The sequence below is a fragment of the Pseudomonas sp. Z2-11 genome (assembly GCF_054161305.1).
In genome coordinates this window covers 1,125,957-1,139,855 of the sequence record NZ_CP096395.1, presented here as the reverse complement: position 1 = coordinate 1,139,855, position 13,899 = coordinate 1,125,957, and the positions used below count along the sequence as shown (strand labels likewise).

Annotated in this window: 14 protein-coding genes; 5 read left to right on the top strand and 9 right to left on the bottom strand. The window is 59.2% G+C overall.

Annotated features, from left to right (window positions below; all coding sequences use genetic code 11):
• Window positions 1-54: 54 nt before the first annotated feature.
• Both M1E16_RS04945 and M1E16_RS04940 read left to right on the top strand, forming a co-directional pair.
• Complete coding sequence (locus tag M1E16_RS04945; RefSeq protein WP_434625899.1) at window positions 55-366, top strand: type II toxin-antitoxin system MqsR family toxin; 312 nt, start codon at window positions 55-57, stop codon at window positions 364-366.
• Window positions 363-848 (top strand): type II toxin-antitoxin system MqsA family antitoxin, encoded by a 486-nt coding sequence (locus M1E16_RS04940; RefSeq protein ID WP_458129328.1) that lies wholly within the window; start codon window positions 363-365, stop codon window positions 846-848. Before M1E16_RS04945 ends, M1E16_RS04940 begins: the two co-directional genes overlap by 4 nt.
• 57 nt (window positions 849-905) lie before the next feature.
• On the opposite strand, the gene M1E16_RS04935 is transcribed toward M1E16_RS04940, so the two are convergent.
• The 4 genes from M1E16_RS04935 to M1E16_RS04920 all read right to left on the bottom strand — a co-directional run bounded on the left by M1E16_RS04935 (window position 906) and on the right by M1E16_RS04920 (window position 5,067).
• Window positions 906-1,670, bottom strand: coding sequence for an amino acid ABC transporter ATP-binding protein (locus tag M1E16_RS04935; protein ID WP_003178331.1), 765 nt, complete (start codon window positions 1,668-1,670; stop codon window positions 906-908).
• 10 nt (window positions 1,671-1,680) lie between these two features.
• Window positions 1,681-2,778, bottom strand: a complete 1,098-nt coding sequence (locus M1E16_RS04930; RefSeq protein WP_186705160.1) for an amino acid ABC transporter permease — start codon at window positions 2,776-2,778, stop codon at window positions 1,681-1,683.
• A gap of 10 nt (window positions 2,779-2,788) precedes the next feature.
• Window positions 2,789-3,970 carry an amino acid ABC transporter permease gene (locus M1E16_RS04925; protein WP_458129327.1) on the bottom strand — a complete coding sequence of 394 codons (1,182 nt, stop codon included), beginning with the start codon at window positions 3,968-3,970 and terminating at the stop codon, window positions 2,789-2,791.
• Window positions 3,971-4,035: 65 nt separating this feature from the next.
• Window positions 4,036-5,067: an amino acid ABC transporter substrate-binding protein gene (locus M1E16_RS04920; protein ID WP_053124867.1), complete on the bottom strand. Its 1,032-nt coding sequence runs from the start codon at window positions 5,065-5,067 to the stop codon at window positions 4,036-4,038.
• Window positions 5,068-5,539: 472 nt separating this feature from the next.
• Between M1E16_RS04920 and M1E16_RS04915 the strand changes: the two genes are divergently transcribed.
• On the top strand, window positions 5,540-6,196 hold the full coding sequence (locus M1E16_RS04915; RefSeq protein WP_434653596.1) for an alpha/beta hydrolase: 657 nt from the start codon (window positions 5,540-5,542) through the stop codon (window positions 6,194-6,196).
• A gap of 98 nt (window positions 6,197-6,294) precedes the next feature.
• Window positions 6,295-7,770 (top strand): ATP-dependent RNA helicase RhlB, encoded by a 1,476-nt coding sequence (rhlB, locus tag M1E16_RS04910; RefSeq protein WP_458129326.1) that lies wholly within the window; start codon window positions 6,295-6,297, stop codon window positions 7,768-7,770.
• Between the two features lie 82 nt (window positions 7,771-7,852).
• On the opposite strand, the gene moaE is transcribed toward rhlB, so the two are convergent.
• From moaE to M1E16_RS04885, 5 genes are all read right to left on the bottom strand, one after another.
• Window positions 7,853-8,305, bottom strand: a complete 453-nt coding sequence (moaE, locus tag M1E16_RS04905; protein WP_305496593.1) for a molybdopterin synthase catalytic subunit MoaE — start codon at window positions 8,303-8,305, stop codon at window positions 7,853-7,855.
• A 3-nt stretch (window positions 8,306-8,308) separates the two neighbouring features.
• Entirely contained in the window at window positions 8,309-8,551 is a 243-nt protein-coding gene (locus M1E16_RS04900; protein ID WP_305496595.1) for a MoaD/ThiS family protein, read from the bottom strand.
• A complete protein-coding gene (moaC, locus tag M1E16_RS04895) occupies window positions 8,548-9,021 on the bottom strand; it encodes a cyclic pyranopterin monophosphate synthase MoaC (protein WP_458129325.1) in 474 nt (157 codons plus the stop codon). The genes M1E16_RS04900 and moaC overlap by 4 nt, the downstream gene beginning before the upstream one ends.
• Before the next feature lie 246 nt (window positions 9,022-9,267).
• Window positions 9,268-10,662, bottom strand: a complete 1,395-nt coding sequence (locus tag M1E16_RS04890) for a PhoH family protein (RefSeq protein ID WP_072408927.1) — start codon at window positions 10,660-10,662, stop codon at window positions 9,268-9,270.
• Window positions 10,663-11,001: 339 nt separating this feature from the next.
• Window positions 11,002-12,126, bottom strand: a complete 1,125-nt coding sequence (locus M1E16_RS04885) for a polysaccharide deacetylase family protein (protein WP_434625914.1) — start codon at window positions 12,124-12,126, stop codon at window positions 11,002-11,004.
• A gap of 311 nt (window positions 12,127-12,437) precedes the next feature.
• Between M1E16_RS04885 and yaaA the strand changes: the two genes are divergently transcribed.
• Complete coding sequence (gene yaaA / locus M1E16_RS04880; RefSeq protein ID WP_434673589.1) at window positions 12,438-13,217, top strand: peroxide stress protein YaaA; 780 nt, start codon at window positions 12,438-12,440, stop codon at window positions 13,215-13,217.
• Window positions 13,218-13,899 lie beyond the last annotated feature (682 nt).

The window sequence follows — 13,899 nt, the reverse complement described above, 5'->3', positions numbered from 1 at the left end:
TTAGTCAGATTTACCCTTTACGGGTAATCATTGAGACAAGGCAAACGGCTTCTTATGGAAAAGAGCACACCCCATTACGACCTGACAGTGGTCAAGGCCGAGGTTCACAGGTTGGGAAGCAAGGCGTTCACATTGAACGCCCGCGAAGGCGGACGAAGGATGATGTTGAGTCTCGCCCGGATGCTGCGGATCGTTCACCTGTTGGAATACAGGATGCTGCATAAATCGATGACCACGTATGCCGATCACCGAATCTGGCAAGACGTCTATCACACAACATTTCAGGATCGGGAGATTTACATCAAGGTGACTTACCGCCCCGGCGGTGGGCATCCGGTGGTCTCCTTCAAGGAGAAAAACCAATGAAACTCCAGCAATGTGTCAGCTGCGGCAGCATCGACGCGATGCATCATTTCAAAGGCCGTAGCTTTACGGTCGACTACAGGCAGGTGACTCGGCAAGTACACGATATTGCCGGATGGGAATGCCGGATCTGCGGTGAAATCGAATTCGATCACGACACTGACAGCGCCGAACGTTACTCCAGGGCCAGCGACCAATTGCTGGAAGATTACGCGCTGGCGACAGGTGCGGAAATCAAACGCATCCGCCGCAAACTGCACCTCACGCAAAAAGACGCGGTGAAGCTGCTATCCGGAGGCGGGCATAACGCGTTTTCCCGTTATGAACGCGGCGAAGTTACCCCGGCTCAGTCGTTATTCCTGCTGATGCGCCTGCTTGATCGGCATCCGCACCTGATGGCTGAAGTCCACTCGCTGAACGACGAAGCCCATTTGCAGCAACTGTTGTCGGGTCGCCATCCGGAACATGACACGGCGGATCTCTGACCCGAAAAAAAACAAACCCGGACAAGTCCGGGTCTATTTTCACTGCCTGAGATCGGATCAGTGCAGGATCTGGCTCAGGAACAACTTCGTACGGTCATTCTGCGGGTTGTCGAAGAAGTCATTCGGCGCAGCCTGTTCAACGATTTCGCCTTTGTCCATGAAGATCACGCGGTTGGCCACGGTGCGGGCGAAGCCCATCTCGTGGGTCACGCACAGCATGGTCATGCCGTCTTCGGCCAGGCCGATCATGGTGTCCAGAACCTCTTTCACCATTTCCGGGTCGAGGGCCGAGGTCGGTTCGTCGAACAGCATGATTTTCGGTTTCATGCACAGGGCACGGGCAATCGCCACGCGCTGCTGCTGACCGCCAGAGAGCTGGCCCGGGTACTTGTGCGCCTGTTCCGGAATGCGTACGCGCTCCAGATAATGCATGGCGATTTCCTCGGCCTTGCGCTTGGGCATCTTGCGCACCCACATCGGCGCCAGGGTGCAGTTCTGCAGGATGGTCAGGTGCGGGAACAGGTTGAAGTGCTGGAACACCATGCCGACTTCGCGGCGGATCGCTTCGATCTGCTTGAGGTCGTTGGTCAGTTCCACGCCGTCGACCACGATGCGGCCCTGCTGGTGTTCTTCCAGGCGATTGAGGCAGCGGATGGTGGTGGACTTGCCAGAACCCGACGGGCCGCACAGCACGATACGCTCGCCCTGCTTGACGTTCAGGTTGATGTCTTTCAACACGTGGAACTGGCCGTACCACTTGTTCACGCCCTGCATCTGAATAATGCCTTCAGGGCTCACAGGCTGTTTGATCGCTTCACTCATGAGTCAACTCCTAACGCTTGTGGCCAGTGTCCAGCTTGCGTTCCAAATGCATGGAATAGCGGGACATACCAAAACAGAAAATCCAGAACACCAGGGCGGCAAACACATAGCCTTCAGTGGCCATGCCCAGCCATTTCGGGTCGGCGGCAGCTTGTTTCACGCTGTTGAGCAAGTCGAACAGGCCGATGATGATCACCAGGCTCGTGTCCTTGAACAATGCGATGAAGGTGTTGACGATCCCCGGGATCACCATCTTCAGCGCCTGCGGAAGGATAACCAGGCCCATGCTGCGCCAGTAGCCCAGGCCCATCGCCGCGGCCGCTTCGTATTGCCCCTTCGGAATCGCTTGCAGACCGCCACGCACCACTTCGGCCACGTAGGCCGACTGGAACAGGATCACGCCGATCAGCGCCCGCAGCAGCTTGTCGAAGTTCATGCCCTCAGGCAGGAACAACGGCAGCATCACCGAGGACATGAACAGCACCGTGATCAACGGCACGCCGCGCCAGAACTCGATGAAGGTCACGCAGACCACGCGGATCGCCGGCATGTTCGAGCGCCGGCCCAGGGCCAGGACGATGCCCAGCGGCAGAGCACCGACGATACCGACGGTGGCGATTACCAACGTCAGCATCAGGCCGCCCCACTGGCTGGTCGCCACGGTATCGAGACCGAAAACGCCACCGTGCAGCAGGCACCAGGCAATGATCGGGTACAGCACCAGGAAGCTGAGGCCGTAGATCGCCTTGCGCGGGAAGCGCGAGATGAACAGCGGCGCCACGCCAAGCACTGCCGCCCACACCGTCAGGTCTACGCGCCAGCGCAGGCCTGTCGGGTAATAGCCGTACATGAACTGGCCGAAACGCTGTTGGATGAACACCCAGCAGGCGCCTTCCTTGGTGCAGTCGGCCTGGGTGGTGCCGACCCAGTTGGCATCGAGGATAGCCCAACCGAGGATCGGTGGAACTATCAGGTAGATCAGGTAGAACGCGAACAACGTCAGCAGCGTGTTGAGCCAGCTGGAGAACATGTTCGCGCGCATCCATGCCACCGGCCCGAACACTTTGCTCGGTGGCGGCATATCAGGTTTGAAAGTATGGGATGTCATGCGCTTTTCCTCACCGCTCGATCAGCGCAATGCGCTTGTTGTACCAGTTCATCAGCAAGGAAATGCTGATACTGATCGCCAGGTACACGCTCATGGTGATCGCGATCACCTCGATGGCCTGACCGGTCTGGTTCAACACCGTGCCAGCAAACAGCGAAACCATTTCCGGATAACCGATACCGGCCGCCAGCGAAGAGTTCTTCGCCAGGTTCAAGTATTGGCTGGTCAGCGGCGGGATGATCACGCGCAGGGCTTGCGGGATGATCACCTTGCGCAGGGTCGGACCGTTGCGCAGGCCCAGCGAGTGAGCCGCCTCGGTCTGGCCATGGCTGACCGACTTGATGCCAGAACGCACGATCTCGGCGATGAACGCCGCGGTGTACACCGTCAGCGCCAGGGTCAAGGCCAGCAGTTCCGGGATGAGAACCCAGCCACCGACGAAGTTGAAACCCTTGAGCTGCGGCATTTCCCAATGCACGGGCGCGCCGAAGATCAGTGCGCACAACGCCGGGATCACCAGGAACAGCGCCAGGCCGACCCAGAATTTATGGAACGGCTCGCCGGTCGCTTCGAAACGCTTGTTGGCCCAGCGGGTCATCAGCACGATGGCGACAATCGCCAGCACCACGCTGACCGCGAATGGCCAGAACCCTTCGGCCATCAACGCCGCCGGCATGTTCAGGCCACGGCTGCTGACGAAGAAGGTGTCGCCGAAGTTGTGGGCAGCCCGTGGTCCCGGCATCGTCAGGAATACCGCGAAGTACCAGAACAGGATCTGCAACAGCGGTGGGATGTTACGAAAGACCTCCACGTAGACGGTCGCCAGCTTGGAGATTATCCAGTTCTTCGACAAGCGTGCGACGCCGATGATGAACCCCAGGATGGTCGCCAGAATCACGCCAATGAAGGTCACCAGGAGGGTGTTGAGCAAACCGATTACAAAGACGCGGGCATAACTGTCCGCTTCGGTGTAGTCGATCAGGTGTTGGGCGATGCCGAAACCGGCACTGCGCTCCAGAAAGCCGAAACCGGACGTGATGCCCCGGTGTTCCAGGTTGGTCTGTGTGTTATCGAACAGAAACCAGCCCAGCGAAATAACCGCCACGATGGTGACGATCTGAAATACCCACGCACGCACTCGTGGATCGCTGAGGCTGAGCCTCTGCTTAGGTGCGCCGATTGAATTTTGCATGAAGTGCCCCGCAAAGAATGGAACAGAACATCACCCGGTGGTTGGCCCACCGGGTGATAGAACCATCAGCGCACTGGTGGTGCGTATTGGATGCCGCCTGCGTTCCACAGAGCGTTCAGACCGCGATCGATCTGCAGCGGGGTGTCCTTGCCGAGGTTGCGCTCGAACATTTCACCGTAGTTGCCGACTTGCTTGACGATCTGCACAACCCAGTCTTTCGGCAGCTTCAGGTCTTTACCGTATTCACCGTCAGCGCCCAGCATACGAGCGACGTCCGGGTTCTTGGTGGACTTGGCTTCAGCTTCGACGTTCTTCGAGGTCACGCCTGCTTCTTCGGCATTGAGCATGGCGAAGCCAGTCCAACGCACGATGGCCAGCCACTCGTCGTCGCCGTTACGCACGACCGGACCCAGTGGCTCCTTGGAGATGGTTTCCGGCAGGACCACGTAGTCCTTCGGCGAAGCCAGCTTGCTGCGCTGGGCGAACAGTTGGGATTTGTCGGAGGTCAGCACGTCGCAACGACCGGATTCCAGCGACTTGGCGCTTTCATCGGAGGTGTCGAAAGTGATCGGGGTGTACTTCAGGCCGTTGGCGCGGAAGTAGTCGGACACGTTCAGCTCGGTGGTGGTACCGGCCTGGATGCAGATGGTTGCACCGTCCAGTTCCTTGGCGCTCTTGACGCCCAATTTGCTGTTGGCCAGGAAGCCGATGCCGTCGTAGTAGGTAATGAAGCCCGGGAATTTCAAGCCCATGCCCGCATCACGGGAGCTGGTCATGGTGGAGTTGCGCGACAGCATGTCGATTTCGCCGGATTGCAGCGCGGTGAAGCGCTCCTTGGCGTTCAACTGGCTGAACTTGACCTTGGTCGCATCGCCAAACACCGCAGCGGCCACGGCACGGCAGAAGTCAGCGTCGATACCCACGATCTTGCCGGTGGAATCAGGCACCGAGAAACCCGGCAGGCCATCACTTACACCACATTGCACAAAACCTTTCTTCTGCACGGCATCCAGGGTTGCACCCGCCTGAGCGAACCCGCTGACACCGAGAACTGCTGCTGCAGTCACGACTGCCAGGGTGGATTTCAGTAACTTCATTCAAACCTCCAGTTTTGCTCTTGTTGTGTCGGAGCTGGGACCCTGTCGCACCCTTTTGAGGCATTGCCGACCCTTGTTGGCTTTTTTTAGGGTCAACCGACGTCTGGGCCTTCGCTATGAGTCTAATAAATGAGAGCGGCTATAAACGGCGCCTTACTCACTTCTCACCAATCGGCCGAACGGGCTGTAGCCCTTCACGTTCGCGAAGCCCGTAGCGGCTATTGGCGAACATCCATCACCGGATTTCTGATATCCCATGCGTCGCGTCGAGCTGATAGTGTTACCGCGCTGCGTAAGAATCATCATTCGGCTAAACCAATAGCAAAGCCCGTACCACACCGCTGCGCTTGTCCGTTACTGGCGACGTCAAGACAAAAACTTGTAGCATTGCGACATCTAATTAACTGAGGCACCAGGCGCGCACCGCAATCAGGCACTGATTGAGCGCACCCGCACATTTTTGGAGCACACCATGACCGACCCCTTGATTCTCGAGCCCTCCAGCACCGCCGATGCGTGCGTTATCTGGCTCCACGGCCTGGGCGCCGATCGCTACGACTTCATGCCGGTCGCCGAAATGCTGCAGCAAAGCCTGCTGACCACGCGCTTCGTATTGCCCCAGGCGCCGACGCAACCGGTGACCATCAATGGTGGCTACGCCATGCCCAGCTGGTATGACATTCGTGCCTTGAGCCCGGCGCGGGCGATCGACGAGCAACAACTGGACGCCTCGGCACAACGGGTCATCGACCTGATGGAAACCCAGCGAGCCAGCGGAATAGACGCCTCGCGGATTTTCCTGGCAGGTTTTTCCCAAGGCGGAGCAGTGGTTTATCACACGGCATTCGTCAAGTGGCAGGGACCGCTGGGCGGCGTGATTGCGCTGTCCACTTATGCGCCAACTTTCGGCGAAGAACTGCAGTTGTCGGCCAGCCAGCAACGCATTCCGGTACTGGCGCTGCACGGACAGTACGACGAAGTGGTACTCAACCCGATGGGCCGGACCGCCAAAGAGTATCTGAAGCAGCATGGTGTCACCGTGACATGGCAAGAATACCCAATGGGCCACGAAGTGTTACCCGAGGAGATTCGCGACATCGGTACCTGGCTGGCGGAACGCTTGCGCTAAGAGGCAGATAGCCACGCCAGCGCTTTGATGATCACACTACGCCGCGCCCGTTTCTTGCATTACACTGGCCGGCGTACATTCCTTAACCAACCGATGAGATGACCGTGCTCAAAGCACTCAAGAAGATGTTCGGTAAAAGCGAGGCCGAGCAACTCGCGCCTGAAGCCAGCGCCCCCGCCCACGGCGCGAGCCGCACCGATGCGCACCAACCACGTCGGACCGCCCCCGTTGCGGACGCAAAACTATCGCCGTCGACCGCATCCGTTGCGCAACCCGTGGCGGCATCCGAGCCGGAAAAACCACGCAGCGAAGCCCCAAAGCCACGTCGCGAGCGCGCACCCAAACCGCCGGTCGTTGCCTGGAAGCTCGAAGACTTCGTCGTAGAACCTCAGGAAGGCAAGACCCGCTTCCACGATTTCAAGCTCGCCCCCGAGCTGATGCATGCCATCCAGGACCTGGGCTTCCCGTACTGCACGCCGATCCAGGCGCAAGTGCTGGGCTATACCCTCGCCGGCAAGGACGCTATCGGTCGTGCCCAGACCGGCACCGGCAAGACCGCCGCGTTCCTGATTTCGATCATCACCCAGTTGCTCCAGACCCCGCCCCCCAAGGAACGCTACATGGGCGAGCCGCGGGCGCTGATCATCGCGCCAACCCGTGAGCTGGTGGTGCAGATCGCCAAGGATGCCGCCGACCTGACCAAGTACACCGGCCTGAACGTGATGACGTTCGTCGGCGGCATGGATTTCGACAAGCAGCTCAAGCACCTCGAGGCCCGCCACTGCGACATCCTCGTGGCGACGCCGGGACGCCTGCTGGACTTCAACCAGCGCGGCGACGTGCACCTGGACATGGTCGAAGTGATGGTGCTCGACGAGGCCGACCGAATGCTCGACATGGGCTTCATACCCCAGGTACGCCAGATCATTCGCCAGACCCCGCCGAAAAACGAACGCCAGACATTGCTGTTTTCCGCCACCTTCACCGAAGACGTGATGAACCTGGCCAAGCAATGGACCACCGATCCTGCAATCGTCGAGATCGAAGCCGAAAACGTCGCCAGCGAAAATGTCGAACAGCACATCTACGCGGTCGCCGGTGCCGACAAGTACAAACTGCTCTACAACCTGGTCAACGACAACGGTTGGGAGCGGGTGATGGTCTTCGCCAACCGCAAGGACGAAGTGCGCCGCATCGAAGAACGCCTGGTGCGCGATGGCGTCAACGCCGCGCAACTGTCGGGCGACGTGCCGCAGCACAAGCGCATCAAGACACTTGAAGGTTTCCGCGAAGGCAAGATCCGCGTGCTGGTCGCCACCGACGTGGCCGGTCGCGGCATTCACATCGACGGCATCAGCCACGTGATCAATTTCACCCTGCCGGAAGTGCCGGACGACTACGTGCACCGTATCGGCCGCACCGGTCGTGCCGGGGCCGCCGGGGTTTCGATCAGCTTCGCCGGCGAGGATGATTCTTACCAGTTACCCTCGATCGAGGCACTGCTGGGCCGCAAGATCAGTTGCGAGATGCCGCCGACTCATCTGTTGCGGCCGGTCGAGCGCAAGCGACCTTAACCGTCTTCACAGTACCGAAAGCGCAGCCCAACCAGGCTGCGCTTTTTTTCGTCTTGGATACCCTGGTAGTTCAACAGGTTGCCTACCGCTTCCAGCGATCCGCCGCCGCATGATCACTGTCCCGCCCCTCGACCCAACGCGGGCCGTCGGCGGTATTTTCCTTTTTCCAGAACGGTGCGCGGGTCTTCAGGTAGTCCATGACAAAGGCGCAGGCGTCAAATGCCGCCTGGCGATGGGCGCTGGCGGCGCCGACAAAAACGATCGGCTCACCCGGTTCCAGGGCGCCGATGCGGTGCAATACCTCAAGCTTGAGCAGCGGCCAGCGCTGCTCGGCCTCGGTGGCGATCTTGCCCAGGGCTTTTTCGGTCATGCCCGGATAATGCTCGAGAAACATCCCGGACACATCGAGGCCGTCATTGAAGTCGCGCACGTAGCCGACAAAACTCACCACGGCGCCGACGCCGACATTTGCTGCCTGCATCGCATTGACCTCGGCCCCCGGGTCGAACGGCTCGGCCTGCACCCGAATCGCCATGGCTCAGCCTCCGGTCACGGTGGGAAAGAAGGCCACTTCGTCGCCGTCCGCCAGCGGTTCATCGAGCTGGCACAGGTCTTCGTTGCGGGCGCACATCAGGTTCTGCTCTCGCAGCACCTCGGCTCCGTCACGCTGAGCGAGCAATGCGCGCACATCGTCAACCGTGGCGAAAACGCCCTCCACTTTCAGCGAATCCACGCCGAGCGCTTCGCGATAACGGGCAAAGAACTTCACGGTGATGTTCATGGCGCATCCGCCTGGAAGTGGCCGCTCTTGCCGCCGAGTTTTTCCAGCACACGCACGCCCTCGATGGCCATGCCCCGGTCTACGGCCTTGCACATGTCGTAGAGGGTGAGCGCGGCGACGCTGGCGGCGGTGAGCGCCTCCATCTCGACACCGGTCTGTCCCGACAGCTTGCAGCGGGCCACGATGCGCACCCGGTCCTCGCCTTCGGCGGTCAATTCGACCTTGACGCTGGTGAGCATGAGCGGATGGCAGAGCGGGATCAGGTCACTGGTTTTTTTTGCCGCCTGGATACCGGCAATACGCGCGACGGCGAACACATCGCCCTTGGGATGGCCGCCGCTGACGATCATTTGCAGAGTATCGGGCAGCATGCGCACAAAGGCTTCGGCGGTGGCTTCGCGGAACGTCACGGCCTTGTCGGTCACGTCGACCATGTTGGCGCGACCTTGGGAATCGAGATGGGTCAGCACAGGGTAACTCCTGATCAGGAGCGTCGATTGTAAACCTGTGAGTCAAATTCCGGCAGGGTTGATTGTCGTACCCACAATTGGCCAAACCCAGCAGATCCCTTGTGGGAGCGAGCCTGCTCGCGAAGGCGGTGTATCAGATAAGAATATTTGGCTGACATACTGCATTCGCGAGCAGGCTCGCTCCCACAGGGTCATGTGGTGCATGAAAGAACCGGGCGACCTTGATGGCCGCCCGGTTCGCTTGAGTTACAGATGAGATTCGGCGTATTCGGCCAGGATCGAGCGCGGTACGCCCTGCAGGGTGATGTGGACGCCGTTGGGGAAGTCCTTGAAGCGTTCGGTCAGGTAGGTCAGCCCGGAGCTGGTCGCGGACAGGTAAGGGGTGTCGATCTGCGCCAGGTTACCCAGGCACACCACTTTGGAACCGGCGCCGGCACGGGTAATGATGGTTTTCATCTGGTGCGGGGTCAGGTTCTGGCATTCGTCGATCAGGATCAGGCTCTGCTGGAAGCTGCGGCCTCGGATGTAGTTGAGGGATTTGAACTGCAACGGCACTTTGCTGAGGATGTAGTCGACGCTGCCATGGGTGCTCTCGTCATCCATGTGCAAGGCTTCGAGGTTGTCGGTAATTGCACCCAGCCACGGCTCCATTTTTTCCGCTTCGGTACCGGGCAGGAAGCCGATTTCCTGGTCCAGGCCCTGCACGCTGCGAGTGGCGATGATGCGCCGGTAGCGCTTGCTGACCATGGTCTGTTCGATGGCGGCGGCGAGGGCCAGGATGGTCTTGCCGGAACCGGCGGCGCCGGACAGGTTGACCAGGTGGATGTCCGGGTCGAGCAAGGCGAACAGCGCCAGGCTCTGGTAGATGTCGCGAGGCTTGAGGCCCCACGCCTCCTGATGCAGCAGGGGTTCCTGGTGCAGGTCGAGGATCAGCAGCTTGTCGACCTGGATTTCCTTGATCCAGCCGACGAATCCTTGTTCATCGATAATGAATTCGTTGATGTGCACCGCCGGCAGGTTGTCGATCAGTTGCACCTGGTGCCAGGTGCGCCCATGGTCCTGGCGGGTCTCGACCTTGCTCACGCGGTCCCAGAAGGAGCCGGTCATGGTGTGGTAGCCGTTAGGCAACAGCGATACGTCGTCGACCAGTTGGTCGGTGCTGTAGTCCTCCGCCGCGATCCCGCAGGCGCGGGCCTTGAGGCGCATGTTGATGTCTTTGGTCACCAGCACCACGGCTTGATCCTTGTTGCGCGCGTGCAGGTCGATCAACTGGTTGATGATGATGTTGTCGTTCAGGTGTTCAGGCAGCACCAGGTTGGGTTCGGTGCGCTTGCTCATCAGGATCGAGAGCAGGCCCTTGGGGCCGCTCTTGCCGCGCTGGATCGGCACCCCCAGTTCAACGTCTTCTGGAGAGGCATCGCCCAGGGTCTTGTCGATCAGGCGGATCGCCTGCCGGCATTCAGCCGCCACGCTGTGATGGCCGCTCTTGAGCTTGTCCAGCTCCTCGAGCACGGTCATCGGGATGGCGACGTGGTGTTCTTCGAAATTCAGCAGCGCGTTTGGATCGTGGATCAATACGTTGGTATCGAGTACATACAGGATTGGCTGGTTGGAGGAAGGGCTACGTCCGTGGTCATCCATACTCGGTCACCTTTGTGGGGGCCATTCGACGCAATACCGTGACAGTGCTGCGCCTCGAGGTAGCCACCGAATTCACCCGCGAGGATTTGGGGTGAACTGCACACAATCTGGGTCTTGGAAGACGCCACCTGTGTTGCAGGTTTCGGCGGTCTGACTTCTTGATACTCCAAAAACGATGACAGGAAAAAGCACTTTGACGCTTTTTTGAAGTTTATTTTTCAGAGTGACGAATAACCCTTGGCGTAGTGCCCCGGCGCCGTTAAAGTCGGAAGTCCGGTCGCCCTGAATGCGCGACCCGATTCCCGCCCCGCCCAATGTTTACGGGACTTTTGCCTTTTTTCAGCGAAACGCGTCCTGACACTCTTCCCAGCCGATCCCGCTTTGCGCCGTTTGCGTAACGAGCCAGGGCAGCGCCGTTTTCACCGCGTCCTGCTTGGCATTGAAGTTGATGACCCCGTGGCGCCACAACAGCATCAAGGTCAGCGCGCGCTGGGCACTCTGCTCGGGCTTGAGGCGGTTGGTGCTGTCCTGGGGATCGATATCCCATAGCGCCACTTGCAGGCCCTGGTTCCTGAAGAATGCCTGGGCATCGCCTCGACGCTGGCCCTGTGGCGGACGGAACAGGGGCACGTAATTCTCCGGCAGCCTGCCCTTGACCAGGTCAACGCTGCGCCGTACCGAGTCCTGCCAGTCCTGCCAATGGCTGTGGGAGCGGAACTCCCAGCCCTGCACCCCGACGCATTGCCCAGCAAACAGAGTCTGGAGATCATTTGCCGAGCCGTCTGTCAGGCGCGCCTGGATGTCCTTGCCCAGCACAAAAAAAGTGCCGTTCATGTTCGACTTGCGCAGGTACTCGGTCAGCCATGGCGTGTGGTCCGGCGCGACGTTGGCAGCGCTGTCGAAGGTCAGCAAGAACAGTCGGTCATTCATCTGCTCACCGTTGCGCTCGTAATCGCCGAAACGCTCGACTTCGCTGCTGACCTGGGGAAACAGCGCAGCCTTGCGCAGCAGCTCGTCGCGGTATTGCGTATGAAAGATCCGGCTCGGCTCGGCCCACTTGATGTAATAGGAATTGTCGTCGAGCCGGAACCGGGCCGCTTCTTCGCGCAGGGTCGCCATGTCCTCGACCAGGTAGCAGAAGGAGGCATCCAGCGTGCAACTGCGCTGGGCGAAGTTGTAGCTCGAAAGCAGGCGCTGCCATAGCCGTGCGCGCAAGGCGTTCACCGCGACCATATTGACCGAGCGCAGCCCCAGGTATTGCTTGAGGGCTATTTCGTCCATGGCATCGGCATCCAGCAATACCCGGGCGAACATCAGGACCTCGGCCCGCGAAGCCACATCGAACAGCGTCGGGCTGGTGAGCTGTTCAGGCCAGGTGCTGCGGTCCAGGGTTGCGACGTCGTTGGGCGCAGCGAAAGCGCCGAGGCTCAACAACCAGGCCGACAGTAAAAGGACGATACGCAAAAGGGATGCTCCATAACGAAACCCGCGCGGGATGATAGCTGATCTGGTGCGGCACTGGCCTGTGACCGCATCCTTCTTGGCGAACCTGCTTGTGTGGCGAGGGAGCTTGCTCCCGCTGGGTCGGTCCGACGCTTCGGGCGCAGCGGCCCCAGGATCTTACGGTCGCTGCGCAACCGAGCGGGAGCAAGCTCCCTCGCCACAAGGGCCTCTCTGCAATCCATCCGCCCACCACCCATCCCCTATCACCTCAATAGCTGGAGTCCACCCGGACAACCCCCTAGAATCGCCGCACCCTTAAAGGAGACGTTTGCATGCTGATGGTGATTTCCCCCGCCAAGACCCTCGATTACGAAACACCGCCGGCCACCGAGCGTTTTACCCAGCCGCAGTACCTGGATCACTCCCAAGAGCTGATTGAACAATTGCGCGAATTCTCGCCAGCGCAGATCAGCGAGTTGATGCACGTCTCCGACAAGATCGGCGGCCTCAATGCCGCGCGATTCGGCAGCTGGAACCCGGCGTTTACCCCGGCCAATGCCAAACAGGCGTTGCTGGCGTTCAAGGGCGATGTGTACACCGGCCTCGACGCGCAAAGCCTCGGTGAAGCTGATTTCGACTACGCCCAACAGCACCTGCGCATGCTCTCCGGCCTCTACGGTCTGCTGCGTCCGCTGGACTTGATGCAACCTTATCGCCTGGAGATGGGCACGAAGCTGGCCAATGCCCGGGGTAAGGACCTTTATGCATTCTGGGGCACCCGCATCAGCGAATGGCTGAACGAAGCCTTGGCCGATCAGGGCGACGACGTACTGTTGAACCTGGCTTCCAATGAATATTTCTCGGCGGTCAAGCGCAGTGCACTGAAAGCCCGCGTCATCGATGCCGAGTTCAAGGATCTGAAGAACGGCCAATACAAGATCATCAGTTTCTACGCCAAGAAAGCCCGGGGCTTGATGAGCCGGTTTGTCATCGAGCAGCGCATCAACGATCCCGTGCAACTCAGACACTTCGATGTACAGGGCTATCGTTACAACGCCGAACAATCCTCCCCGAACAAGTTGGTCTTTTTGCGCGACCACGCCCCGCAATAACGCAACACCTGTTTCGGGCCCCGATAAGGGGCCTCGATCATCCCGCTATATGTCATCTCACTTCCCCACCGCACTTGACACTTTCTTGGCGTCAACAAAACAAACACCCCCTGCTCTAACTTTTCTTTCACTCGACAAATGTCAGATTTTTCCGTAGTGGCACGGAAATTTTTCATCAGTAGTGGCACAAAACTATCTACCCCCGCCAACTCCCCGAAACTAAAGGCCAAAAGCGCGCGTGCTATCAATTTGAGAGCAGTGCCATCTAGGCAAATATTTCGAAAAATTTCGAAAATGGCGATGAGCGGATCGGAACTATGTGAAATTGCACGGCTCATACCACCCGTAACGATTCTCGCCGAGTGTGTACGAGATAACTTACGTGGCACGTCGTCCGAAGTAACCGAGTTGTCACGACAATTTAGCGAAACGGTCGTCTAATTGGATCCACCCTTAAAAGGACGGGAGATAAAGCACCATTTGTATCCCCTACAAGGCCAAGGCTGCGCCCCTATAACGTGCTCACCCGAGCACACAAGCTTCTGATTTTGTGGGCTTTTTGCCAGAAATCGGAAAGTGAACGACCGTTGCACGAACGTCCCGCCAACGAGGACTGGCTGCATAACAGGGCAGGTCATAACAACTAGGCCGCTTTGCGCACAACTTGAGTGCATTTATTTAG